Origin of the sequence: Mesorhizobium sp. B2-4-2, from assembly GCF_006442845.1 — a bacterium.
Taxonomy (GTDB): domain Bacteria; phylum Pseudomonadota; class Alphaproteobacteria; order Rhizobiales; family Rhizobiaceae; genus Mesorhizobium.
On the sequence record NZ_VFVM01000012.1, the window covers coordinates 34,650 to 58,156 of the forward strand.

Consider the following 23,507-nt stretch of genomic DNA (forward strand, 5'->3'; position numbering starts at 1 on the left):
TCACAGCCTCTTTTCGACGAGCACCTCGACGCGGCGATTCAAGGCTCGCCCCTCGCGCGTGCTGTCGCTGGCCACAGGATCGGTGGCTGCCCGGCCCTCCGAATGGACGCGATCCTGCGGCACTCCGTTTTGAACCAGCATGTCGGCAATCGTCCGGGCGCGAGCCTCGGATAGGCGCTGGTTGGTCGACAGCGGGTTGGCCTTTTGCAAAGGAACGCTGTCAGTATGGCCGACCACCGTGATGTTTCCGATCAGCTCCTCATTGGCGAGGATCACCTTGGCGATCGAACCGATCAAGGGTTCGAAACCATCGGTCAGTTGTGGCCGCGATGACTGGAATAGTTCGGGGTTGGAGGCCTGGATGATCAGCTTGGCCAGTGAAACACTCTCGGTGCCGCTGAGAGCAGATTTGAGCTCGGCCGGCGCCCCCGCCTGGAATTCCGGCAACAGCGCAAAATCCACTTTTTCCGGTGGCGGGGAGTCGACTTTGGGCGACGCGCGGGTGATGTCGCCGCGGGCAGGCGGTGGCAGGGCACGAACAAGTGCGGAAAGCTCGACCGCCTGGCTGCTCAGTCCCATCGACAGCCCGATATGGATCGCCGCGGCTGCAACCGCAGCACCGAGCGCCATGACCCAGACCGGCACGATGAAGCGCTGCGGCTGGTCGGAGGCGATGACACCTTTCCAGTTTGGCGCTAAAGGCGCGCCTTCGGCGTCGGCATTGCGCAGGAAGCGGGCCGCCGCCACCCGAACCGCATTGAGTGAGCGGTCGCCTGAGCGGCCGGGCACGCGATATTTGCCACGGAAGCCGAGCGCCAGGCAATGGTACTGCAGTTCAAGCAATTCTCGGTCCCGGTTAGGATGTCGTTCCAGTTCGTCGAGTCGCGTGAAGAATTGCGTGCCGGCATCGACATCGCCGCGCAGCATGACGACGAGCGGCTGCCGCGGCCAGGCACTGGCCCCGCCCCAAGGCGTGTTCAGGGCCAGATCGTCGAGCAACGCAGCCACCACCCAGGCTGCCTGGTCGGCCCGCTCCATCGAGGACCCCGTCGACATAGCCGTGTCGCGTGCCCGAACCAGTTCTTCGAGCAAACGGGTGCGCAAGACTTCCGGATTGTCTGGCGGCATTGCGCTTTCGAGCTCGGGGGCGAACTCGAGCAAGGGCGCAAAGGCGTTGACAAGCGCGTTCGGGTGGGTGCGAGAGCGTTTTACCAGTGCGCCCGGCGAAAGTGGCGCCATGGGCCTTGGCATCGGCGCGCCGCTCAATCGTATGCGAGTGCGTTCGCGATCCTCCGACAGTCCGAAAGGATCATCGCGGCTCATGATCTCACCTGTTCACCGAATAGCAGTCCACCTGCGGCTCGCTTGGCAACACGCCCGAAACACCGATGACGAAGCCTGGTGCGTCGAGCAGCGAGGCCCAGTGTTCGCTTTTCTGATCCAATTCGAGGCACAGTCGATCGCCGTCGTAAGGGATTTCGCGTGGCTGGGAATGAAGCGGTTTTAGCGGAATGCCGGGCAAGCGCGATTTCCACAGGCCCTCGAACTCGTCGGCCGAGCCGACGGTCGCCTGATTGACGAAGATCTTGCGCAGGGCATCCTCCGACAGCTCCGAGCCGACCCGGATGACGATGCGGCTGGCCACCAGCAGCTTTGGGTTGTCGATGCGAATTTTCCAGACATTGGTCGAGTGCCGCATGACAGGCAGCGCACGCGATTTCGGCTCGATGTAACGAAGGCTGAGAATGAGCGAGCGCAGCGCGTCCGCCAGCGCCGAATAGGCAGGGCCGGGCGCCATGTGATCGTAAGCGGGCAACTCGCCCAGCCGCCGCGCGCTCGATCCGTAAGTTGCCATCGAACCGGCGAGCCCGGCAAGTTCCAGGTAAAGCTCGGCCGGATGGAAGACATCCTGCGCCAGCATGTGAGCCAGACGCGGACGCGCCGCATTGGCGAGATTGAGCATCAACAGATCTTCGACGCTGCGCCCAGGCCCGCCCATGACCATCTTGCCATGCGCCTCGGCGATCTGGTCGAGGCCGGTGACAACTTCCAGAAGCAATTGCCGATACCAGGCCACCGCGCCGGTAACCAGTGCCGGTGGCAGGAAGGTCTCGTCCAGAGAGACGCCGCCATCGGCTCGAACTCCGTTGAGGTCGGCTATCGGCAAGGCGGTGTAGCCACCAACCGACTTGCCAGGTGCAAGCAGCAGCGCCTGCGGACGGGCGATTTCTATTTCTTCAGGATCCGAACCGCCCTGGACAGCGTCGCGCACCGAAACGATCCGCCCGTGATATCGCGCTCCAGAGGCGGCGGCGTGTGCCGGATCGAAGCCGACACCACCGGGAGGCTCCAGCGGCAAGGCGACCAGCACCGGCCCTGCGCCCGTCTCGGGGGTGACCGGCAGCGGTCGCGGCGCGTCCATCCAATCCGGAATGGAAAAAGGTGTCCCATCCGGGAAGATGCCCCGGGCCGACAGGATCGCGACCTGGCCGGATTCCAGCAATGCCTGGTCCAGCGTCAGCTGTCGAAAGCCGAACGTATGCAGTTGTCCGGCCTGCAACGCGCCGCGCACCGTCGCCTCGAAGAAACGATCCTGCTGCTGGAAATGCTGGGTTCGCAGGAAAAGTCCTTCGGACCATAGCACCCTGTTTGCATCGCTCATGCCGCTACTCTCTGCATTGAGCTCCCTTACCTTGGCTGCTAGGCGGAGATGCCGCCGCTGCCCAACGTGACATTGATGGTGAACTTTGATCCCGGCGACACCGACTTGGTTGTCCGCCAGTTCCTGCCGCCAGGTTCGCGGATCAGTGCAACGAAGCCCAGAGCCGTCGCGTCCGGCTCGACAGTGATGGTCTTGGATGCGGATTTTCCGGGCCCGACGGCGATCTGGTCGGAACCGATAAGATCTCCTGCGAGTGCGCTGCCGGCATCCCCCTGCAGCGCAAAATAGTCGGCGGAATTGAATTTGCCGGTGCTTTTTAACCGCATCACGAGAACCGTCACCGGCCGGTCGCCGCCACCTGGCCCCGGATTCATGCCGGCCCCGCCGGTCACGTTGACGGTGATCACCGACGGCTTTGGCGGACCGCTCTGGCACGCTGCAACCAGCCCGGTCGCGCCCAAGGCAATCATCAATTCACGTCGGTCGATCATGGCTTACTCCTCCTCATATGCATCTCGAAAATCAGTGCCGATTTCGCCAAGGAAGCTTTTTTCCGCGCTTTCGGCGATTTCGCGATGGCGTTTTTGATAGAGCTCCCACAGCTTGGCGCCGCGCCCGCCCGAAAGCAGGGTGCCGATCGCCGAATTCGATTTCAGCTCGTCCTCGATCGCTGCGGGATCGAAACGATCGATCATCCGTCGCAAAGCGGCCTGTATGCCTCGCCAAGCGCGCACGTGATGTTGCGCGAGATCGCGAACTGCATCGGCGATGGCCGCCTCCCCGGCGAGAAATCCGGGGCTGCGCTCGGCGATCAGCGTCACGATGGCGTCGTCGACCGACGGCAGAAATTTGAGCGGATTGACTTCGGAGGCACCGACCATTGTCTGGGCGACGCGAGCATTTCCTTTCTCCTCGGCCCGCTTGCGCAGAAGCTGCATCAGCCCTTCCATCATCAGCCGGTATTCGCGGCCGAACTTCTCCATTTCCACGATGCTGTCGCGCCCGGGGAAATCGGCTTCCTCGACGCCCATGCCGCGCAAGAAGGCGGCGCGGAGCGCCATCTCGGCGGGCTGCGCGCTTGCCGGCGGGCGGGCAGGTTTGGAAGCAGCACCCATGCGCGCTGGAGGCAGGACATCGGCCGGTTGCGCGGGAATATCCCAGGGATTGGCGGATGGTGGCCGTTGGGCAATGCGCTCGCGCTGTCCGGTCGAGGCCGAGTTATTCGTCGAACTGGGCGAGGAGACCGGTCCGAAACCAAAATCGTCGTTGAAGTCGGACAGCTTTCCCGCTGCGGATTCGCCTCCGTGGCTGGGAGAGGGGGGCCGGTCGAAGCTGAATGGATCCGCCCGGCTGGCCACCCCGCCCTGCTCGACATAAGCGGCGGCGCTTTTTGACACCGGCGTTGAAACCGGATCGAGGCTGAACGGGTCGTCGAAAGCAGGCGAGTTGCGCTGGCCGGAAGACGCGCGCTCGAACGCCCCTGGGATCGGCTGCTCGAACGGGTTCGGCAGATCAGCAGGTCGAGGCCGTTGCGGCGCTTCTTCGACCTTGGCGGAAAAGAAGTCATCGCGGCCGATGCTTACCGGCGCCCGCGATGCCGCTGGCAGACGTTCTGGTACCGGCTGGATGACTGCGGGCGCTTGAGCGGCCGCGATCTGCAGGTCGACACAGACGACGTAATCGCCCAGCCTGAGCCGCATGCCGCTTTGAAGGCGTGCGGACCTGCCTGGACCAAGCGGGCTATCGGAATCGTTTATGAACAAACCGCTGCTCGATGTGTCGGTGACGAAATATCCATCTCGCCCGCCAGAGATTTTGCAGTGAGCACGTGAAACGAACATGTCGGGATCATCGATCTGCCAGCCTGCATCGGCGCTGCGGCCGATCACCAGCTCACCTTCGTCCAGGCGAGTTTGCCGCACCGCCTGGGTGCGTGGCCCTTGCTCTAGCGTTAGCAGCAGACTCATGCCGCGCCCCCCGCCATTTCCGGCCGCCATCCGACGATTGTGCGCAGCCGCATATCATCAGCATCTCCCCTTTCAGCGGGTCGCGCAAGCCAGGCGGTTCGGCCGAGCTGCACCGCTCCAATACGGGGCGGCGGCACTGCTTCACGCGCAAGCACGATACGCAGATCGACATCGAGAGATTCTCCGACCATGTCGCGAACCGCGTGCTGGAACAGTTTGAGCCGCTGGCTGCCCGGCAGGAATGTCTTGAAATCATCATACTTCAAAGGGCCGACCCGCAGTTCGATCCTGCTTTGGCGGGTGAAAACGCGTGGGCCGATCGTCGCCCCCCGACCGAGCACAGCAAAGGATTTTGCGAGGCGGGTCTGGAGGCCTGCTGGTATGATTGTCCAGGCGGCGACGAATTCCTTGATCTTTACCGGCACCTTGAAGGCTTCCGCCAGGAACAGTGTCAGTCGTTCCGGGCCCTCGACCTGGCTGGCGAGCGAAGCCGCCTGGCGAAGCTTCACCACGTCGAGATCGATGTTTCGGGTGCCGGGAAGTCCGATACCGGCCATGGCCGCAAGCATGGCGCGAACCCGGCCACCGACCGCGCGTTCAACCTGAACGGCCGGATTCGCATCCGCCCACGCCCGATAGTAAAGGGCGATCATGCGGTGCTGCAGAATGTTGACGAAATCGACGAAAGTAGTGTCGCTGGTCAGCTGTGCGTTGGCCCCGGCGAACCACCGCTGCGACAGCCGGTCGAGCACCCAGCGCGTCAGATGCAGCGGCATTGGACCCTCGGGGCCCAAGAGACCCAGATTTGCAATCGTGACCCGGGCCGGCTTGCCGTTGTCGGCTTCGCGGAAATGGACTAGGTCCCTGGCCGAGAAGGCGAGGCGCACATGCTGGCCAAGCCTTGCCGGCTCACGGTCGGGACGGCCGGAATGGCCGAACACGGCATTTTGCTGTTCGAGACGGCGCAGCAATTCGAAAAAGTCGAACCCTTCGGACAGACCTTCAGCGGGGTTTGGGCTGGGCTTGTCTAGATCAGGGAGCGATTGCCGGGCGTCATCGGCCATGGCACATCCTCCTGCTTCTGCAGCAGCCGCGTGCGGGTCCGCACGAAACCGTTTATTCCGGCATATCGGGCGAACAGCCGCGCCAGCAAAGCCGAAAGCAGCAAAGTGCTTTGGCCAGCCAGGATGGATTCATCGACATGCAACGTCACCTCGGTGCCGCGTCCGAAGCACATCGGCCCCTCGATCTGAAGCCGCTCCACGACGGGCCGCGAGTCGATGCGGGCGATCGAATGTACATTGCGAGCCAGGCTGGGATCGCCTCGGTCGGCATAGATATCGAGAAGCGCATGCAACGGGTCGACGCCGCGGCCCTCCTTGGCAAGGCTGAGGAAGTTGAGCATGAGCTGTGCCACCAACCGCCAGGCGAGATCGTCGGCGCGCGATTCACCCTCGGCCCCTGTGGGCAGTGCTGCGGGGATCGCCGGCTGCGGTGGACGCAGGGCTCCAAGGAGCCTGACGATTTCGACCGGGTCGCCGGCCTCAAGCGTCAATGTGGGATTGTCATCGAGGATCGGCAGGTCACGATTGGTGCACAGTGCTACGACGTCGAGACGCTTCAGAGGTCGGTACGCCGGGCTTGCGAGCGGTCGCGATACGGCCAGGAAAACGTCGTCGCCGGTGTATGACGTGCGCGTTAGACCGTCGCGCCGTTCGTCTTCGGTCGCGCGCCGAGGGCGCCGCTCGGTTGAGTAGACCCACCCACTGCCGCTGTTCTGCCCCAGGCTGAACAGTTCCGGAATTTCGGCGTCGTTGCCTTCGGTGTCGGCGTCCTCAACACGAATGATCCGATAGATTTCAAAGTCGCGCGCCCTCGTGCGGTCTGCATGCAAAACCTGGCGTGTCTTACGCGCATCGATCTCGACGACGTTGCACTCACGTTCGAAAAGATTGATGATCGGCGTTGCGAAAAGTTCGAAGTCGGCCGATGTCAGATCGGCCAACTCTGGCACCGGACGCCTGAATTGGAAGACGATCTCAAGCCCTCCGTCGCATCGACGCACGACAGGCTGTAGCCCCGAAACCCGCACATAGTGGAAGCGCTCGGGCATTATGAAGTATTCTCGCAGGAGGCGATATCCTTCGAATGTCGGGCGGGTACGCGGCATCAAGGCTTCGTCGTCGCTGATGCCAACCATTTCGGGCGCTGGCAAGGGCGACAACGGGTTGCTCTTGCCCTCAGCGCGTGCGCCAACGCTTGAGCAAGTGCCGAAGATCGCGTCGAATAGCAGCGGCGCCTTGGTTCGCCCGGCAAAATAAATATCGAGCCGGTCGAGCGTCAATTCGTGGAGCTTGCCTTTACCGGTCGGGGCCAGCGTGATGCGGAGCGCCGCCTCGCCGCGCACACCGCCGACCGTGGCCATCCCGGCCGCCGCCAACGCGCTGCGGTCCTGAAAATAGCTGACCGAAGTGATTGCTATCGGCCACAGGGTCGTCTCTTGCGCGGTCGAGAAAGTGCAGCGCGTCGAAAGGCCGGGCCGCAGGCTGGAAACCAGCCGGGTGTTGCGCCTGACGACGTGGCCGTCGAGCATGGTCTGGACCTGCTGGCCTGGTTTGAGCACCACCATCGCCGTTGCCGGCGCCGGGGTGACCAGATCGGGATAAAGAACGTCGAGCACACTGCGCGAAAATCGCGAACGCTCGGCGTCGACCTTTAGCCGGGTGCGCGCCGCGAGGAAAGCCACGCCATCCAGCAGCCGCTCAACATAGGGGTCCGGACAGGGGACCGTGTCGAGGGAAAGGTTGCGCGCGACCGCTGGATGCATATCGGCAAATTCGGCCGCAAGGCCGCGGATGTGGGTCAACTCCTCCTCGTAATATTCGACGAAGACCCGATCCATCTCAGGCGTCCCTGATTTCGGTCCGCGCCGCGCCGTTATCGAGATTGATCGTAGTGCGCAGGCGCATGCGTTCCGGTGCCGGGGTTATGATCAGCACACCGTCAATCTCGATCTTGAGGCCGGCGGTCTTGTCGCCAAGCGTCACTGTGACCTTTGTTGCGCTTTCCTTGAGGCGGGGCTCGAAGGTGGCGAGCACCGCACGGATCTCACGCGCCAGCACATCGCGATCAAAGTCGCGCGAAGACCTGCCCGAGAAGGAGGGGACGCCGTAATTGACCACGCTCCGGCGCACCTCCGGGAAATCTGCGAGCGATGGTGGGTTGTCCGATACCTGTTCATTTTCCAGATCGGACAGGAGCGGCGTGGCCTCGAAGCGCTCGGTGTTGAAGAGCGCCTCGACGTCACGCCGCACTGCTTCTCTGAGCACGCGGGCTGACACCACAACGCCGCGACTTTCGATCTCGACCCGATGCTGGGTCTGAAAGGCCAATCGATGCAGACGCCGTTTTTGCTCGGCTGTGAGTTCGGCATCAGCGTCGATAGCCCGCGCGCTGGCGCCAACGAGGGCGTCGACACGGTCGGCGCCAAGCTCGTCGAGCAAGACATGGCGCAGCCCGTCTATCTCCGAGGTCAGACCAGGCAGGTCATTGACGAGGCGATCCCAAAGCGACGGCTGGACGGCCTCGCTTTTTGCCCGCAAGCTGCCGGTACTGTGCTGCTTGCCAGCGTCGGGTCGCCGACCCTCACTTGCCGACATAGACATCCATTTCGGCTTCATCATTGCCGTCATAGACGAACTTGATCTTCTTGTAGGCGAAGCTGACCTCTTCCTGGATCAGGTCTTCCTCATCCTCGGCCTGCGACATGTCGTATTCCATGATCGAGGCGTCGGTGAGGGTGACGACCAGATAATCCTTAGTCTCGCCATCGATCGTCCGACGTGCCGAGAACACCACTTCATCGAGGGCCTTGTTCTCGAACAAGGCTTTCTTGAGATAAGGCGAAGATTTGTCGTAGTGTTTGATGAACTTGATCATGCCCATGGACACGCGCCCCCGACGTGAGAGCGAATTCGGGTCATAGGGTGCGACCATCTTGTAGTCGACGCCATGGATTTCGATCTCATCATCGTGACCGTCGCGGGTGCTGGGGCCCTTGATATCGGGAACCTTCAGAAAACCATCAATCTTTACTGGCATTGTCTCTCTCCACCATTGTCAAAAAAAAGATTGTTGTTGCTGCAATCAAGTCTTAACGGACGGCAGTTCCGACACCAGTCGAAGCGAGGCATTGATGCCCTCCAACTGGTAATGCGGGCGCAGATAGAAGCGGGCGTTGTAGTAGCCCGGCCGCCCCTCCACGCTGTCCACTTGGACCTCGGCGGCGGCGAGCGGGCGCTTGGCGCGCGCCTTGTCGTCGGCAAAGGCCGGGTTGGCCAGCACGTAGCGGTTGATCCACTCGGTCAACCAGATCTGCATGTCGGAGCGTTCCTTAAACGACCCGACCTTGTCTCGCGCTATGGCTTTGAGATAGTGCGCAAAGCGCGAAACCGGGAACAAGTAGGGCAAGTTGGCGCTCAGCCGCTCATTAGACTGCGCATCGGGGTCCACCAGTCGGCCGGCGCGCGTTTCGTCGTCCTGTAACGAATGGGCACCGATGAAAGCCGCAAGATCCGTGTTCTTCCGGTGCAGGATCGGCATCAGGCCAAGCTTGGCGAGTTCCGCCTCACGCCGGTCATCAATGGCGACTTCCGTGGGGCATTTCATCGCTATCGACCCATCATCGGTCGGGAAGCTGTGCACCGGCAAATTAAGCACCGTTCCGCCGTTCTCGACGCCGCGGATCTGGGTACCCCAGCCAAACAGCTTGTGGCTGCGGTTGATGTTGACGCCCATCGGGAAGGCGGCGTTCATCCAGACATACTTGTTGTGATCGCCCTGCACCTCTTCCTCGAAGGTGAAGCCCTTCACCGGAACGGTGTCCGTGCCATATGGCAGCCGGGCCAGGACGCGGGGCATGGTCAGCCCGATGTAGCGAGCATCCTCGCTTTCGCGCAGCGACTGCCAGGAGGCATAGGCCGGGTTGGAAACGATCTGCTGCAAATCCTGAGGGTTCGGCAATTCCTGCCAGCTATCCATACGAAACAGTCGAGGCGAGGCGGCCGCGATAAAAGGCGTGTGCGCAGAAGCGCAGATGCCGGAGATGTTGCGTAGCAGACCGACATCGCGCGGGTGGTTGGAAAATTCGTAGGCGCCGATCACGCAGCCGATCGGCTCACCGCCAAGCATCGAATATTCGTCTGTGTAGACCTTCTTGAAGATCGGACTCTGATCCCACATCTGGCCTTCGTAGTCTTCGAGCGTGTCGGCCAGCTGCTCCTTGGAGATGTTCATCACCCGGATTTTAAGCTTCTGGTCGGTCTCGGTGTTGTTGACGAGGTACCACAGGCCGCGCCATGTGCCTTCCATTTCGCGCACTTCCGGCGCGTGCAGGATCTCGTTGACCTGAGCCGTCAGCATCTTGTCGATACCGGCGATCAGCGACTTGATCGACTTGATGGCATTGGACGAGATGGTTGTGGTGTCGGAACGGGACTGCGCTGCGAGCGCGAGATTGCGCACGAGTTGCTGCAGCTTCTCGCTGTCGTCTTTCTTGACCTTGAAATCCTTCTCGAGGAGTCCACTGAATTCTCCAAGGTCTATGGCTTCGGCCTCGGCGGCGAGGGTGGCGGTCTTTTGCTGTTCGGCCATGGTTTATTCTCCCGTCTTGTCGTCGTCAGTCAGCGCCTGGCTGGCGATCTTGCCAAGAAGTGGCTCGTTGTTCAGCAACTGCGCGATACGTTTTTCGGCGTCTACGCGGCCATCCATGAAGCCCAGCAATTCCTCGAGTTGACGACGCATCTTGAGGATCTCGGCCAGTTGCGGAACCTGCTCGGCGATCTTGTCGGGGGCAAAATCGCCCATTTTGGTGAAGGTGAGATCGAGTGCCAGTTCCTCGTCGCGCTCTTGGCCTTCGGCCTGCGGCAGCGTGTTCTTCACCCGCGCTTTGACGCGGGGTCCGAGCGCCTCCATGAACTTGGGGAAGCGGTTCGCGTCGGTCTCGACAAAGGAGCGGTCGAGAACCGACTTTGACGCTTCCTTGGTTTGCGAAGCACCGGAAAGGTCGGCCATCACGCCCATGACAAACGGCAGTTCGATCGTCGTCGGGCTGCCGTAGGTTTCCACGTCATAGGCGATCTGCACCCGTGGCGCGCGATTTCGTTCGATGACCTTGGCTTTGCTTTCGGCTGGCATGTGTCTTACCTTTCATCTTTCTGTGCCGTCTTCTTGATATCGGGAACGCCGGCAAGAAGCCGAAATTCCTTCAGTCCCGACGGGGCGAGATCTTCCATCAGTTCAACGAAATCCATATGCACCATTCGGCGCACGCGCCGTGCCAGGTGCGGGATCGGGCTGGACGGTTCGGTGCTGTCATAGAAGGCGACGACGAGATCGAGGCATTTGACGACGTCGTCGCGCGAGGAGATCCGGTCGGGCAGGCCGCTGTCGCCGGATTCTGCGTAGCTTGCCACGCTTGCCATCGTATCGGCTCCATCGCCGTTGCGAACACGTGCTGCCGGTTCTGCTGGCGTCGCGACCGGCTTTGCGAGGCCGTTCGCGGCAGTGGCACCGGTCGCGTTTCGTTCGAGGGTCGTCAGCAGACGCTGCAGAAACCGCTTTAACTCGGGAAGCGTGGCGCCAGCGCCTTCGAGGCGGGAGTTAAAGGCGGCTTCGACGCTCTCGAGAGCGGCGATCGCGGCGCGGGCGTCGGCTATGAGCAACGTCATTTCTGGCCCGGCCTGATCAATCAGCGCCGCGCATGCGCTGCGCACCCGGTTCACCAGTTGGCTGTGCTCGCTTGCCAGCTTCGCCTTCTCGGCCGCATTCAGTCCCGAAGCAGCCTCCTGCAGCATGACCCGCTCGTCAAGCGAACCCTTCTCCAGATCCGCGCCCAGGATCGGCCCAATGGCGCGCGGCGCAAAGAATGTCATTTTCCGCAAATCTTTGAGTAGACCGTCCTGGCTGTTCTGAAGGTCGGTAAGCGCATTGATGCGGCGCAAGGCTGCTTCGCGCGGCGTGGCGCCGGGCCGCAGGGCCGGATGCATGGTCGTCCAATGCTGATCGACAGTTTGCGCGATGAGGGTCAGGCCGGCAGCCAGGCCGGCCAACCGATGCTCGTTGGCCAGTCCACGCGTAACAATGACGAGAAGGCGCAGGTCCCGGCCGTGAGACCGCAGCTCTTCAGCCCTGGTAAGCACGGTAGGCCAGTCTATCGGAACGTCGACTTCAGTGTTTTTGCTGCCTTGGAACTCGACTTTCTTCTGCTGTTCCGTCAGTCGCTCCAGCTCATGAAAGGCCGGGTCGTTGCGCAAATCCTCCCCTGACGGATTTTCACCGTCGAGCGGAGTAAGCCAAAGTGCGACATCAATCACACAGACCCCCAGCGACCGGCCCTCAACGGCACCTGACCCAAGGTTACCACACTGATGTGCCGTACGCCAATTAAAGCCGCTGCTTAAAAGCTAACGAAAGCTGACCACCGCGTGTTCGCTATGGGATGGCTTGGCGAGACTGCCGAACCCGGTCGGCAAAATACACCACACGGATGCGCGAATTCTTCTGCCGCCAGTGGTTCGGGCTTCCAAAGGCTGACGGCCCCGCGAACGGCCTTGGCGACGCCGTCCATCGGGCGCTTTGTCAAGCGACGGCTTATGTGGCAGGTTGTCGACTGGCAGATTGCAGGAGCAGGTTCGATGGAACAGCGCCGGTCGTCACAGAGCTTCAAGCGTAAGGAACTGGTCGGCAAGCTCAATCCTGTCGGCGTGCGCGCCTTCAAGGCAGCCGCGGACACCGCCAAGCTGCGCGGCAACCCTTACGTCGAACTCGTCCACTTCATCGAGCAACTGGTGCTTTCCGATCGCTCGGACGTGCAAATGATCATCGCCGATGCGGGAGTGGATGCCAGCCGGCTCACGGCCGATATGACCCGCGCCGTGGACAAGCTGCCATACGGCGCCACATCGATCGAGGAATTTTCCGACCACATCTTTCATGCCATCCAGGAGGCCTGGAACTTGGCGACGCTTGAGTTCAGCGTCGAGGAAGTCCGCAGCGCGCATATTCTGCTCGCTTGCCTGAAGACCCCGGTCCTAGAAGGCCTGCTGTCGAAGATCAGCGGCGCATTCGACGAGATCGACGCCGACGCGGTGATCGCGCGGTTCGCCGATGTCATGGAGGGCTCACTCGAAGCTGGCACCTCGACCACGGTCTCCGCAACGGAGATGCCACGGCGGGCTCCGGGTGGGGATTCGGCGCTGGCGAAATACGCCACCGACCTGACCCAGCGCGCCCGCGACGGCAAGATCGATCCCGTCGTCGGCCGCGACCCCGAGATCAGGCAGATCGTTGATGTGCTGATGCGGCGGCGGCAGAACAACCCGATCCTGACGGGCGAAGCCGGGGTAGGCAAGACCGCGGTCGTCGAGGGCTTCGCCTTGCGTATTGCCCAGGGCGATGTACCGCCGATGCTACAGGGCGTCAGCGTGCGCATGCTCGATGTCGGTTTGATGCAGGCCGGGGCAAGCGTAAAGGGCGAGTTCGAAAAACGGCTTAAGGCTGTAATCGACGAGGTGCAGTCGTCCGAAACACCGGTTATCCTTTTTATCGATGAAGCTCACACCTTGATCGGCGCAGGCGGCCCTGCTGGAACCGGCGACGCGGCCAATCTCCTGAAGCCGGCGCTGGCACGCGGTGAACTGCGTACCGTCGCGGCAACGACCTGGGCTGAATACAAGCAGCACATAGAAAAAGACCCGGCGCTGACCCGTCGGTTTCAGGTGGTAAAGATCGACGAGCCTTCCGAAGCTGTGGCCGTTCTCATGTTGCGCGGGGTGGCCGGAGTTCTCGAGCAGCACCACCGGGTGCAGATACTGGATGAGGCGATCGAGGCGGCAGTGGGCCTGTCACACCGCTATATCCCGGCGCGGCAACTACCCGACAAGGCGGTAAGCCTTCTCGACACCGCTTGCGCCCGGGTCGCAATCTCGCAGCATGCCACGCCGGCCGAGCTCGAGGATATCATACGGCGGCGCCAGGCGCTGGAGGTCGAGCACGGCATCATCGATCGCGAGGCGGCGATCGGGATCGAGGTGACCGAACGGCAGGCACGGGTCGACACCGGACTTGCCGAAACAGGGGTCGCGCTGGCTGCCGCGCAACAACGTTGGGACCGCGAAAGAGTTTTAGTTGCCGAGATACTCGAATTGCGTGCCCGACTGCGCGGCGACGGTATGCCGCTCGATGCGATGGAAACGCCAGCGGATGCCAACGCCTCTGAGTCTGAGTTGCCTGAGATCCAAACGCCCAAGGACAAGGCATCCGATCCCAAAGTGAAAACGGCTGTTGCCGATGGACTTCCACCTGATCCGGTCGCCGATCTTACCCGGTTGCGCGAACGCATGGCTGAACTGGCCGAGGCGCAAGGCGAGGCGCCGCTGATCCTGCCCTCGGTTGATCGAAATGCCGTGGCCGCGGTGGTCCAGGACTGGACCGGCATCCCCACGGGGCGCATGCTGTCGAGCCAGACCGAAAAAGCCCTCCGGCTCGCGGCCACTCTGTGCGAGCGCGTGGTTGGCCAAGAGCATGCCATGGAGATGATCGCCAAGCGTGTGCAGACCAGCCGCGCCGGGCTCGGCGCGCCGGAAAAGCCGGTGGGGGTGTTCCTGCTTTGTGGCCCCTCCGGCGTCGGCAAGACCGAAACCGCGCTGGCCTTGGCGGAGACGCTTTATGGTGGCGAACAGAACCTGATCTCGATCAACATGTCGGAGTTTCAGGAGGCGCATACTGTCTCGACTTTAAAGGGAGCGCCCCCCGGCTATGTCGGCTACGGCAAGGGTGGCATCCTGACAGAGGCGGTTCGGCGCAAACCCTATTCGGTGATCCTGCTCGACGAGGTCGAGAAGGCGCATCCGGACGTCCACGAAATCTTCTTCCAGGTTTTCGACAAGGGCATGATGGACGACAGCGAAGGGCGGCGCATCGATTTCAAGAACACATTGATCCTGCTCACCTCGAACGTCGGCTCCGAAGTCATCATGGACCGGACGAGGAACGGCACGGTTCGGACCGGCCTCGAAGATCTGGATACGGCCTTGCGCCGGCCGTTGCTGAAGGTTTTTCCGGCGGCGTTTCTTGGACGGGTGGTAACCATTCCTTACTACCCGCTGTCGGATTCGATGATCGAGGCGATCACCCGTCATCAGTTCGCCAGGATCGCTCGCCGGCTGCGTGCAACCAGTGGCGCGGAACTGGTGATCGGCGACGGCGTCATCGATCTGGTCAGGGCACGCTGCACGGAAATCGAATCCGGCGGGCGGATGATCGATGCCATCCTAACCAACACGCTTCTGCCGGAATTAAGCCGCGGCGTGCTCAACCGGTCGCTTGACGGTGAAAAGATGACGAAGGTGACCGTTGGAACCTCCGACGGGGGCTTTACTTATTTCTTCGAGTAATTTGGGCGGATGGTACCGGCGCATCAAACGGCTTTGCATCCGCGCGGTGGATTGAAGGATGTCTTCCACGGCATGGCGCAAAGAGCGCGGCGAGGCTTTTGTCCGCGCTTGCGTGCAAAAGGCAACCAAGCACGCAAAGGAGTTCCTTTGGGCTGCTAGACCGCTCGCCGTCGCTTGCCGTCATAGTCCCCGGGTGTGCTCATTCTGGCCCCTGGATTATACTGAACGTGAATATGCGGAAACATAGGCCCTTGATCGTTCACCAGGACTAAATACTTGGCCTTGCCAAGTTCAGAGTTAAGCTCCTGCTGCAAAAAGTATCCTAAAAGGATTGACAACATACCGGTCCCGCGATCCGCCAGCTTTTTCGTCCTAATATCAACCGCATTGCCGGAATGATGCAGGGACCAGCGGGAATGATTATACCACTCTTTTCCAGCAGTAAGCTCAAGCTCAAGCCGCCTCGGCGCATGTTGTCTGAAAACGCGTCGAATTATCGGAATGGCCTCCTGCATTTGCGGGCTGAGGCCGCTTTCAATCGTTCTCTCCCTCATCGCAATCTCCATGAAAAGAAAGCGTCATTCCCTTACCACAACCATCACACGTACGCCTCATCCATGAATATCGCAGGGCCGAGATGGAGCTTTTTGTGAGTGCAAACGTGACGCCTCAGATCGTATGCAGCCGGTGCACCATGCCATGTTGCCGTCGTCGCCCATTTTGGCGAGCGGTTCTCTGTCATGCATCGTGGCAGGATTGTCGAGTTCGGCCCACCACCCGATCATTACTGACCCCACTCAAACGCCGCCGAAAATACGTCAATCTGCGACGCAACATACTGAAAACAAAAGTAAAAAGTTCCATAGATAATCAGCGACAATCGGCACGCAGATAGCTACTTCGTCGGCAGGTAGTCGTGCCGAAACCACGTCCCAATTCGCCAAGCGCCCGATGGGCTCACGGCAATTGGGGATTGCTGGTGGATTGCGGTAATTCGTTTGGTCGTGCTGGAATTTGATACGAGTGTCATTCCAAGTACCTGGCGACCATCGGCCACGCCGCAAGTTGGCGGCTATCTGCAGCCAGCTTTAAAAGCCAATGACCATCCACGGATCGGTGTCGTATCCGAGGCGCGGCTTTTCCGGGGTTGCTCCATCCGGCATTTTGGCCGTGCCAGTCAAACCGCAGTCCAGATCTCTCACCTGCTTCTTGGTCGAATGCTTCGTAGAGCACAGGGCCGCAGCATCACCGACCACCACTTTCTTTTCCTTGGCAATGGTGCCACCAGTCGCAGCGATCATGATAGCCGCGCAAAATATAGCAACTCTCATCGTACTCCCCCACGGTTGCGCATCCTCAAGATGCCGGACATTACGTTACGTCATTTTTATATTAGCACAAGCGAATATTTGATCCTCACGCCCGCCTCCTGCCAATGGCCTCGAGGCGGGCTGCTCCTCCATTTCGCGATGGCCTTCACGCCAAGCTCGTCCGCTGGATCATCGCCACGAGCGATGCCGACAACGTGATGACCGGCGGCGGCGAGCCGCGCCGAGAGCGCGCGGCCGATGCCCTTGCTGGCGCCGGTGACGAGAAATGTTCGCTTTGTCATGATGTTTCTGCCTGTAGTGAAAGAAGGGCGGTCAGGCGCACCCAGATCCAGGATCTGCGCGGGCACAGGGCGACTCCGCCGGAACCTATGGAGGTCGTCTCGACCGGCAGGAGTGCGTGGCGCTGCGCCGGACTCCTGCTCGGCCTATCGTCGTGTCAGGCGGCCCTGCTTGCGGCGCCATTCTTCGAATAGGTGGGGAAGTCCGTGTACCCCACCTCGCCATTGCGGGTGTAATAGACGGACCGGTCCGCTACGGCCAATGGCCAGCCGCTCCGAAGACGCTCGACGAGATCCGGGTTCGCGATATACGGCCTGCCGAAGGCAATCAGGTCCACCAGCCCGGTATCGAGCGCTGCCTGGGCGCGCTCGACGTCATTGAAGCCGCCGCACCAGATGAACGCGCCGGGGAACGACGCTCGCGCCTTGGCGAGCATGTCGTGGTCGAGATGGCGCGCCTCGAATGTGGCCGATTCCATGTTGCCGTCGGGCAGCAGTTCGTAGAGCAGATGGACATAGGCCACGCCACGGCGCCCGAGCTGCTCGACGATGTACAGGAACGTCTCCTCGACGAGCGGATCAGCGGGCATTGAACCATATTTGCCGAACGGTGAGAGGCGAACCCCCACGCGTCCCGCGCCGAATTCCGCCACGACCGCGTCGACGACTTCCATCAGGAAGCGCGCACGATCTTCCATGCTGCCGCCGCCGTAGCGGTCGGTACGGGTGTTGAGCACCGAGTTCATGAACTGCTCGATCAGATAGCCGTTGGCGGCATGGATCTCGATGCCATCAAACCCGACCTCCCGCGCATTGGCGGCGGCTTTGGCGAAGGTTCCCACCATGGCCGTCACTTCCTCGGTGCTGAGCGGCCTCGGCGTCTCTGCCGCCATGAAGCGCAACCGGCCGTCCGGGCCATGGGCGAACACCTCTGAGCCGACGGCCTGTTCCGCGGTCACGCCCACTGGCGCCTGGCCGTTCGGCAGAAGCGAGGAATGCGCCAGTCGGCCGACATGCCACAGCTGCATGAAGATGGTGCCGCCCTGACGATGAACCTCTTCGGTCACCGGGCGCCAGGCCTGCTTCTGGGCTTCGGAGTGAATCCCGGGAATCCGCGCGTAGCCGTGGCTGGACTGATCCACGTCGTTGACTTCGGAGATGATCAGGCCGGCGCTAGCTCGCTGACCGTAATATTTGACGGTCAGTTCGTTCGGGAGGTCGCCATCTGTCGGAAGAGCACCCTCGGAGGTGCGGGTGCGCGTCATCGGCGGCATGACGATGCGGCTCGTGAGGTGGACGGGACCTAGATCGAAGGAATCGAATAGAGAGGGCATGGGGCGGCTCCTGTGGAGAATTAAAGCTCCAGACGATATAAAGGGATACTCCTCAGCAGATTAGTGCCGGCCTGGTGGACTCACTATTGCGTCTGAAGCTACAATAGGCGGATGAACTCGCGTTTCGATGGCATCGCCGAATTCGTAGCCGTTATTCGGCTCGGTAGTTTCACCGCGGTTGCGGCGGAAATGGGCATGGCCAAGTCCGCGATCGGCCGGGCGGTGTCGCGTCTGGAGGCGCGCTTGGGCTCCAAGCTGCTCCACCGGACGACTCGCCGCCTGACCTTGACGCCTGCCGGAGAGGCCTGGCTGGAGCACTGCGTCGCGGCACTCGACGAACTTGAGCGTGGCGAGAGCGCCCTCGCGCTCGCGCGGGACACGCCTGGCGGCGAAGTCCGCATCGATCTCCCGACGGCGTTCGGTCGACTGCACGTCATGCCCGTACTGTTAGGGGTTGCGAAACGCTATCCGGCGCTGAACCTCAATGTCAGCTTCACCGACCGGCGGGTCGACCTGATCGGCGAAAACATCGACCTCGCCGTGCGTATCGGCAATCTTGAGGATTCGACCGACCTCGTCGCGCGACAGATTGGGGTCCAGCAGACGGTGATAGTCGGAGCACCTGGCTATCTCGCACGGCGGGGCGTTCCGCGATCCTGGAGCGATCTTGCCGGACACGATTGCATCGTCGGACGACGGCAAGGCAACCGCATCGCCTGGCTGATGAAGCAACCCGACGGCTCGACAGCGCGGCAGGCCGTCCCCGTCAAGCATGAACTGCAGGATTTCGAGACGGTGCTAATGGCCGCTAAGGCAGGACACGGTCTGACGCAACTTCCGTCATGGATGGTGGAAGGCGATCTTCAAGACGGGGCCCTTCAGATTGTCCTGGAGGGCCTGTCAGGCGGCGAACTGCCGATCAGCGTCCTGTGGCCGCAGACAAAGGCGCTGCCGGCGAAGATTCGCGTTACCATAGACGGCCTCGTTCAGTGGTCGCTTGTTTCAACGAGTGTCGCTGCCTAGCAACGTCTTACTTGGAGCAGCCTCAAATCGGCTGTCCGCCGTCGATCCGCCTAATCGCCTCGAAGAGCCGATCACAGGATTTTGCCAGGTTCTTGCCCGGCGTGGTGGCGACCCCGAGCAAGAGGCCGGATTCGGCAGTGGCGGGCGACGCATACCACGCGGAGAGCGGTGCGGGCGACATCCCGAAGGCCGAAACCTCGCGCGCCACCGCAATGTCCGATATTTCCCTCGGCAGCTTCAGCAGCACGGCCAGGCCCGGCGTTGCAATCTGGTCGGCATTCACATTCGCCCAAAGCTGCTCGAGCAACGTCGCGCGCCTTGCGACATAGGCCCGCTTCGTGCGGCGGAGATGGCGAATATAGTGGCCCTCCCGCATGAATTCGGCGGTCGCGAGCTGCACTACCGGTCCCGGGGCGGGCGCTAAGCACGCCGCGACTTCAGCGAAAGCGCATACGAGGCTGGCCGGCACGATCGCGAAACCCAGCCGAAGGGTCGGGCTGATTGTCTTGCTGAAGGACCCGATGTGAATGACGCGCCGGTCGCGGTCGAGCGACGCGAGCGCCGGCGCGGCCCTGCCGGTCAGCTGAAGCTCGCTCAGATAATCGTCTTCGATCACCCAGGCCTGGGTCGAAGCTGCCCATTCGAGCAGGCGCAGGCGCCGCTCGAGCGACAAGGTCGAGCCGAGCGGCGCATGTTGACCCGGTGTGACCAGGGCAAGCTTCGCGGTCGGATGCTGGCACAGTGCGTCATCGAGATCGATGCCGTTGCAATCGACCGGGACCGGAGCGAGAGACAAACCGGCGAGTTCGAGCCCCTTTCGGGTCCATGGGAAACTGGGCTCCTCGATCCAGGCGGTCTCCCCCGCCAGCTTCAGAACGGATAGCGCCAGGCCGAGCCCCGCACCGAAACCTCCAGTGATAATGACCTGCGACGGCAGACAGATGATGCCCCGTGCTACGGCGAGGTAGCCAGCGATTTCCCGCCTCAACTCGAGTTCGCCGCGAGGATCGGGGTAGAGGGGGGCGGCAGCGGCTTCGGCGCGGATGGCGTGCGCGCGTATCCGCGCGAACAAGGTGGCGGGGAAGATATCGCTTGCGGGGATGCCCATCTGGAAGATCCGGGGACCCTGCGTCATCTCCTGATAAATCCGCATGAAGGAGCCTTCATCCGGCACCGGCTCGGATTTCGCGACGGCGCGGGGGCGCTGTGCGACGCGCGTTCCCTCAGCTGGCGTTGCCTCGATCAACTGGGCGGCCGCGAGCTTCTCATAGGCGGTCCGGACGGTGCCGCGCGCGACGCCCAGCTGTGCTGCCAGGTCCTGCCATGAGGGCAACCGTGCGCCTGGTTCCAGCGCGCCTTCCTCGATTGCGACGGCCACGCCCTTGCGAATTTGCTCCGCAAGGGAAGTCTTGGCGGCGCGATCCAAATCCAGGTCCAGCGGCTTGCTCATGAAGCCTCAGTACACGATTTTTTTGCGTTCTTGGTGCTTTTTCCTGGCCCGATTCGCCGGCATCTAGACGGGCAAGGAGATGCCAATGCGAATTCGTGCCATTTTCACCGCCGCCTGCGCCGCGATTGCCATCGTCGGGCCGGCCTGGGCGCGCGACGACCAATCGGAGACGGTCACGCCGAAGTTCGAGCAGGTGATCCCCAACATCCCCGGCAAATCGATGGTCGTCGTCGAGGTCGATTATGCGCCGGGCGCCGCTTCGCAGCCGCACCGGCATGCCAAGTCCGCCTTTATCTTCGCCTATGTCGTCTCGGGCGAGATCGAGTCCAAGGTGAACGATGGCGAGACCCGCATCTACAAAGCGGGCGAGAGTTGGTCGGAGCTGCCCAACGCAACCCATTCGGTCAGCCGCAACGCCAGCAAGACCAGGCCAGCGAAGCTGCTTGCGGTCTTCGTCGTCGATTCCGACGACAAGGCCCTCACTACTCCCCTCAATTGAACGGATCGGAACGATGGCCAAGAGGCTCGACTACAACCAGATCGCCCCGAGCGGCGCCAAGGCGCTCGGCACCGTCTACGGCTATGTTCTCCAGAGCGGCTTGCCTGCCGAACTGGTCGAGCTCGTCTATCTGCGGGTCTCCCAGATCAACAACTGCGCCTATTGCCTTGACATGCACACGCGTGACCTCGTCAAGAAGGGCGTGAAGATCGAGAAGATCGCGCTGGTGCAAGCCTGGCAGGAAGGCGGCAGCCTGTTCAGCGAGAGAGAGCGCGCCGCGCTTCGCTGGGCCGAGAGCGTGACCAATGTTGCACAGACCGGGGTTCCGGACGCCGCCTATGAAGCCGTGCGTGCCGTCTTCGATGAAAAGCAGCTCGTCGACCTGACGATCGCGATCAGCCTGATGAACAGCTACAACCGAATGGCCATCAGCTTTGGGAATACGCCCCAGGCCGTTCTCGAGAATTGATGGAGCAGAATAATGAATGGTAACGTGATTTCCAGGATCAAGATCCCGGACAGCAAATTGGCGCGCGAGGCATCGCAATGGACCGTGAGGGCCATTTCTGATCACCAGATTGGCGCTTGGCGCATCGTCTCGGGCACGACCGGTTCGAATTCTCCGATAGATCTCCGTGCCTGACATATCGCCGCGTCCGGCTGCCATGCAGCTGTATTTTCGGCGATTGCTTGCCTGTGGTCGATCACTCGGCATGGGGTTCATCGATATCTCTATTCCCACAATGAATTTGCGAGCGAAGGAAAGAGAACGAAAATAAACGAAACAAAACGGATATGGGGAGGCGCATGGACGCGCAGACTAATCCAGAAAGCAGGCAGTGGATCCAGGCGATCCGTGCCGACAGTCTTTCCGTCGACGATGCGACGCGCATCGAGCACCAGGGGGTATGTATCGCCATTTTTAATCTTGCCGGCAAGTTCTACGCCACTTCAGGCATTTGCACGCACGCCCACGCCTTCCTTTCGGAAGGCTATATCGACGGCCAGACGGTGGAGTGTCCTTTGCATCAGGGACTGTTCCACATCCCCACCGGCACACCGCTTTCACCGCCCGTCACCGAGCGGCTGAAGACCTACGAAACCAAGGTGTCGGACGGCTACGTCCACATCCTGGTGGAAGGAGGAGTGACTTGAACTTGTCGGGACATATCCCGGGCTGAAACCAAAATATGGGAGGAGACCTAAAATGCTGAAATTATCACGTCGCCATCTGCTGAAGACAGCCGCGGCGCTTTCCGTTCTCGCTGCTGCACCGCTGACGACAGTTTCGGCCTTCGCCGAAGACTCCGTCCACGCCGTTCTCAATGGCCTGATCAAGAAATACTCCGACGAAGCCAAGGCGGGCATATCGAATGCCGACGTCAGTGCGCTGTTCGAAAAGGACGGTTTCCGGGACTATCTCGACATCTATCCGGTCGGGGACCTCGCCGGCGGATTCGTCTGGAAGCCGGGCATGGGCGCCAGCTTCGTCGGCCCTTACAGCAAGCTGCAGATCAAGGCGCCTTTCACGGATTATCTGCCGCTGCCTGAAGGTCCGGTGCTGGACGCCAGCAAGAAATATCGCATCGGCCTCGTCTTCCATGGCTTCAACCATCCCTGGCTGATCAGCCTCGCCGACACCGCCGCCTGGGAAGCCAAGCGCCATCCGAATATCGAACTGGAGGTGATCGACGCCGAGTTCGACGACAACAAGATGGGTCAGGTGATCGATACGTGGATCGCCAAGCAATATGATGGCATCGTGCTGTGGCCGAACCGTGAAGCGCCGATGGGCCCGCCCGTGGACCGTGCCATCGCCGCGGGCATTCCGGTCGTCAGCCTCGACCGCCGCACCTCGTCCGAGCAGATCAGCTCTGAGGTTCTGGGCAACTTCTATGCAAACGGTCTCCAGCAGGGCCTTTACCTCAAGCATGCTGCTCCGGACGGCAATATCATATTCAATCGCAAGGATCTCGGCAGCACCGCGGACTCGATCCGTACCGGTGCTTTCCTCGAAGCGATCGGCAACACGGCCGGCTACAAGGTGCTGGCCAACTACCACACCAACAGCCAGCGCACGCTGGCGTTCAAATCGACAGCGGATGCCCTCCAGGCCTTTAAGGACATCTCGGTGTCGTTCAACACCGGCGGCGAGGAGGCCATGGGTGCGCTCGACGCGATCCGCGAAGCCAACCGGCTGAACAGCGCGCCGGGCGGCAAGAAGATCATGATACTCGCCAACGACGACGCCCGCGAGGTGTTGAAGGAGATCAAGGCCGGCAATATCGACATGGTATCGCCCTACACGCCCTTGATCGGCGACATCGGCATCCGCGCCGTCGTCATGCACATCGGCGCCAAGGCGAGCCTCAACGAAGCGCCGCCCAAGCTTATCATGACGCCGAACCTGCCGATGATCACCAAGGAAAAGATGAACATCGAAGGTATCGAGACGCTGACGCCCGACGAATGGCCCTATGCATATGGCCCGGAGGTCTCGGGCTGATAT

At 61.6% G+C, this 23,507-nt stretch carries 21 protein-coding genes and 1 pseudogene; 6 read left to right on the forward strand and 16 right to left on the reverse strand.

The features are described 5' to 3' along the window. The 11 genes from icmH to tssA are packed head-to-tail and all read right to left on the reverse strand — an operon-like array spanning position 1 to position 12,002. Entirely contained in the window at positions 1 to 1,323 is a 1,323-nt protein-coding gene (gene icmH / locus FJ942_RS23460) for a type IVB secretion system protein IcmH/DotU (protein WP_140899077.1), read from the reverse strand. Positions 1,324 to 1,327: 4 nt separating this feature from the next. Next, a complete protein-coding gene (gene tssK / locus FJ942_RS23465) occupies positions 1,328 to 2,662 on the reverse strand; it encodes a type VI secretion system baseplate subunit TssK (RefSeq protein WP_140560453.1) in 1,335 nt (444 codons plus the stop codon). Positions 2,663 to 2,700: 38 nt separating this feature from the next. After that, complete coding sequence (tssJ, locus tag FJ942_RS23470; RefSeq protein WP_140498291.1) at positions 2,701 to 3,153, reverse strand: type VI secretion system lipoprotein TssJ; 453 nt, start codon at positions 3,151 to 3,153, stop codon at positions 2,701 to 2,703. A gap of 3 nt (positions 3,154 to 3,156) precedes the next feature. Beyond that, on the reverse strand, positions 3,157 to 4,629 hold the full coding sequence (gene tagH / locus FJ942_RS23475; RefSeq protein ID WP_140899079.1) for a type VI secretion system-associated FHA domain protein TagH: 1,473 nt from the start codon (positions 4,627 to 4,629) through the stop codon (positions 3,157 to 3,159). Further along, a complete protein-coding gene (gene tssG, locus FJ942_RS23480; protein ID WP_140498290.1) occupies positions 4,626 to 5,693 on the reverse strand; it encodes a type VI secretion system baseplate subunit TssG in 1,068 nt (355 codons plus the stop codon). Before tssG ends, tagH begins: the two co-directional genes overlap by 4 nt. Then, positions 5,657 to 7,531, reverse strand: coding sequence for a type VI secretion system baseplate subunit TssF (gene tssF, locus FJ942_RS23485; RefSeq protein ID WP_140498289.1), 1,875 nt, complete (start codon positions 7,529 to 7,531; stop codon positions 5,657 to 5,659). Before tssF ends, tssG begins: the two co-directional genes overlap by 37 nt. Position 7,532: 1 nt before the next feature. Further along, the gene (gene tssE / locus FJ942_RS23490; RefSeq protein ID WP_140899139.1) at positions 7,533 to 8,288 is read right to left on the reverse strand and encodes a type VI secretion system baseplate subunit TssE; all 756 of its coding nucleotides are present in this window, start codon (positions 8,286 to 8,288) and stop codon (positions 7,533 to 7,535) included. After that, entirely contained in the window at positions 8,275 to 8,730 is a 456-nt protein-coding gene (locus FJ942_RS23495; RefSeq protein WP_115143971.1) for an Hcp family type VI secretion system effector, read from the reverse strand. Before FJ942_RS23495 ends, tssE begins: the two co-directional genes overlap by 14 nt. 45 nt (positions 8,731 to 8,775) lie before the next feature. Next, positions 8,776 to 10,281, reverse strand: a complete 1,506-nt coding sequence (gene tssC / locus FJ942_RS23500) for a type VI secretion system contractile sheath large subunit (RefSeq protein WP_140498288.1) — start codon at positions 10,279 to 10,281, stop codon at positions 8,776 to 8,778. 3 nt (positions 10,282 to 10,284) lie between these two features. Beyond that, positions 10,285 to 10,824 (reverse strand): type VI secretion system contractile sheath small subunit, encoded by a 540-nt coding sequence (gene tssB, locus FJ942_RS23505; RefSeq protein WP_140515109.1) that lies wholly within the window; start codon positions 10,822 to 10,824, stop codon positions 10,285 to 10,287. 5 nt (positions 10,825 to 10,829) lie between these two features. Continuing rightward, positions 10,830 to 12,002: a type VI secretion system protein TssA gene (gene tssA / locus FJ942_RS23510; protein WP_140899081.1), complete on the reverse strand. Its 1,173-nt coding sequence runs from the start codon at positions 12,000 to 12,002 to the stop codon at positions 10,830 to 10,832. Positions 12,003 to 12,323: 321 nt separating this feature from the next. Here tssA and tssH point away from each other — a divergent pair, with 321 nt between their 5' ends. Then, complete coding sequence (tssH, locus tag FJ942_RS23515) at positions 12,324 to 15,083, forward strand: type VI secretion system ATPase TssH (RefSeq protein WP_140739789.1); 2,760 nt, start codon at positions 12,324 to 12,326, stop codon at positions 15,081 to 15,083. A gap of 155 nt (positions 15,084 to 15,238) precedes the next feature. Here the strand turns inward: tssH and FJ942_RS23520 are convergent, their stop codons facing one another. The 4 genes and pseudogenes from FJ942_RS23520 to FJ942_RS23535 all read right to left on the reverse strand — a co-directional run bounded on the left by FJ942_RS23520 (position 15,239) and on the right by FJ942_RS23535 (position 18,026). Beyond that, positions 15,239 to 15,637: a hypothetical protein gene (locus FJ942_RS23520; protein WP_140498284.1), complete on the reverse strand. Its 399-nt coding sequence runs from the start codon at positions 15,635 to 15,637 to the stop codon at positions 15,239 to 15,241. A gap of 534 nt (positions 15,638 to 16,171) precedes the next feature. Beyond that, complete coding sequence (locus FJ942_RS23525; RefSeq protein ID WP_181168590.1) at positions 16,172 to 16,384, reverse strand: hypothetical protein; 213 nt, start codon at positions 16,382 to 16,384, stop codon at positions 16,172 to 16,174. Positions 16,385 to 16,578: 194 nt separating this feature from the next. Beyond that, a pseudogene (locus tag FJ942_RS23530) lies at positions 16,579 to 16,695 on the reverse strand (SDR family NAD(P)-dependent oxidoreductase); the annotation flags it as partial. A 155-nt stretch (positions 16,696 to 16,850) separates the two neighbouring features. Then, positions 16,851 to 18,026, reverse strand: coding sequence for an alkene reductase (locus tag FJ942_RS23535; protein WP_140498282.1), 1,176 nt, complete (start codon positions 18,024 to 18,026; stop codon positions 16,851 to 16,853). A 111-nt stretch (positions 18,027 to 18,137) separates the two neighbouring features. Between FJ942_RS23535 and FJ942_RS23540 the strand changes: the two genes are divergently transcribed. After that, positions 18,138 to 19,049 (forward strand): LysR family transcriptional regulator, encoded by a 912-nt coding sequence (locus FJ942_RS23540; protein ID WP_140498281.1) that lies wholly within the window; start codon positions 18,138 to 18,140, stop codon positions 19,047 to 19,049. A gap of 22 nt (positions 19,050 to 19,071) precedes the next feature. Here the strand turns inward: FJ942_RS23540 and FJ942_RS23545 are convergent, their stop codons facing one another. Further along, on the reverse strand, positions 19,072 to 20,499 hold the full coding sequence (locus tag FJ942_RS23545) for a PLP-dependent aminotransferase family protein (RefSeq protein WP_140899083.1): 1,428 nt from the start codon (positions 20,497 to 20,499) through the stop codon (positions 19,072 to 19,074). 85 nt (positions 20,500 to 20,584) lie between these two features. Here FJ942_RS23545 and FJ942_RS23550 point away from each other — a divergent pair, with 85 nt between their 5' ends. The 4 genes from FJ942_RS23550 to FJ942_RS23565 all read left to right on the forward strand — a co-directional run bounded on the left by FJ942_RS23550 (position 20,585) and on the right by FJ942_RS23565 (position 23,504). Beyond that, entirely contained in the window at positions 20,585 to 20,998 is a 414-nt protein-coding gene (locus FJ942_RS23550) for a cupin domain-containing protein (protein ID WP_140649824.1), read from the forward strand. 13 nt (positions 20,999 to 21,011) lie between these two features. After that, the gene (locus FJ942_RS23555; protein ID WP_140899086.1) at positions 21,012 to 21,467 is read left to right on the forward strand and encodes a carboxymuconolactone decarboxylase family protein; all 456 of its coding nucleotides are present in this window, start codon (positions 21,012 to 21,014) and stop codon (positions 21,465 to 21,467) included. A 338-nt stretch (positions 21,468 to 21,805) separates the two neighbouring features. After that, entirely contained in the window at positions 21,806 to 22,153 is a 348-nt protein-coding gene (locus tag FJ942_RS23560) for a non-heme iron oxygenase ferredoxin subunit (protein ID WP_181165314.1), read from the forward strand. Positions 22,154 to 22,205: 52 nt separating this feature from the next. Continuing rightward, positions 22,206 to 23,504: a sugar ABC transporter substrate-binding protein gene (locus FJ942_RS23565; protein ID WP_140899088.1), complete on the forward strand. Its 1,299-nt coding sequence runs from the start codon at positions 22,206 to 22,208 to the stop codon at positions 23,502 to 23,504. The last annotated feature ends 3 nt before the right edge of the window (positions 23,505 to 23,507 follow it).

Bases quoted from the DNA above. Each gene is read 5' to 3' on its own strand.
- tssC (WP_140498288.1), bottom strand. From the start codon at position 10,281: ATGGCCGAACAGCAAAAGACCGCCACCCTCGCCGCCGAGGCCGAAGCC.
- tssG (WP_140498290.1), bottom strand. From the start codon at position 5,693: ATGGCCGATGACGCCCGGCAATCGCTCCCTGATCTAGACAAGCCCAGC.
- tssF (WP_140498289.1), bottom strand. From the start codon at position 7,531: ATGGATCGGGTCTTCGTCGAATATTACGAGGAGGAGTTGACCCACATC.
- icmH (WP_140899077.1), bottom strand. From the start codon at position 1,323: ATGAGCCGCGATGATCCTTTCGGACTGTCGGAGGATCGCGAACGCACT.
- FJ942_RS23520 (WP_140498284.1), bottom strand. From the start codon at position 15,637: ATGAGGGAGAGAACGATTGAAAGCGGCCTCAGCCCGCAAATGCAGGAG.
- tagH (WP_140899079.1), bottom strand. From the start codon at position 4,629: ATGAGTCTGCTGCTAACGCTAGAGCAAGGGCCACGCACCCAGGCGGTG.
- FJ942_RS23555 (WP_140899086.1), top strand. From the start codon at position 21,012: ATGGCCAAGAGGCTCGACTACAACCAGATCGCCCCGAGCGGCGCCAAG.
- tssE (WP_140899139.1), bottom strand. From the start codon at position 8,288: ATGTCGGCAAGTGAGGGTCGGCGACCCGACGCTGGCAAGCAGCACAGT.
- FJ942_RS23565 (WP_140899088.1), top strand. From the start codon at position 22,206: ATGCTGAAATTATCACGTCGCCATCTGCTGAAGACAGCCGCGGCGCTT.
- FJ942_RS23495 (WP_115143971.1), bottom strand. From the start codon at position 8,730: ATGCCAGTAAAGATTGATGGTTTTCTGAAGGTTCCCGATATCAAGGGC.
- FJ942_RS23525 (WP_181168590.1), bottom strand. From the start codon at position 16,384: ATGATCGCTGCGACTGGTGGCACCATTGCCAAGGAAAAGAAAGTGGTG.
- tssK (WP_140560453.1), bottom strand. From the start codon at position 2,662: ATGAGCGATGCAAACAGGGTGCTATGGTCCGAAGGACTTTTCCTGCGA.
- tssJ (WP_140498291.1), bottom strand. From the start codon at position 3,153: ATGATCGACCGACGTGAATTGATGATTGCCTTGGGCGCGACCGGGCTG.
- tssB (WP_140515109.1), bottom strand. From the start codon at position 10,824: ATGCCAGCCGAAAGCAAAGCCAAGGTCATCGAACGAAATCGCGCGCCA.
- tssH (WP_140739789.1), top strand. From the start codon at position 12,324: ATGGAACAGCGCCGGTCGTCACAGAGCTTCAAGCGTAAGGAACTGGTC.
- FJ942_RS23540 (WP_140498281.1), top strand. From the start codon at position 18,138: ATGAACTCGCGTTTCGATGGCATCGCCGAATTCGTAGCCGTTATTCGG.
- FJ942_RS23535 (WP_140498282.1), bottom strand. From the start codon at position 18,026: ATGCCCTCTCTATTCGATTCCTTCGATCTAGGTCCCGTCCACCTCACG.
- FJ942_RS23550 (WP_140649824.1), top strand. From the start codon at position 20,585: ATGCGAATTCGTGCCATTTTCACCGCCGCCTGCGCCGCGATTGCCATC.
- FJ942_RS23545 (WP_140899083.1), bottom strand. From the start codon at position 20,499: ATGAGCAAGCCGCTGGACCTGGATTTGGATCGCGCCGCCAAGACTTCC.
- FJ942_RS23560 (WP_181165314.1), top strand. From the start codon at position 21,806: ATGGACGCGCAGACTAATCCAGAAAGCAGGCAGTGGATCCAGGCGATC.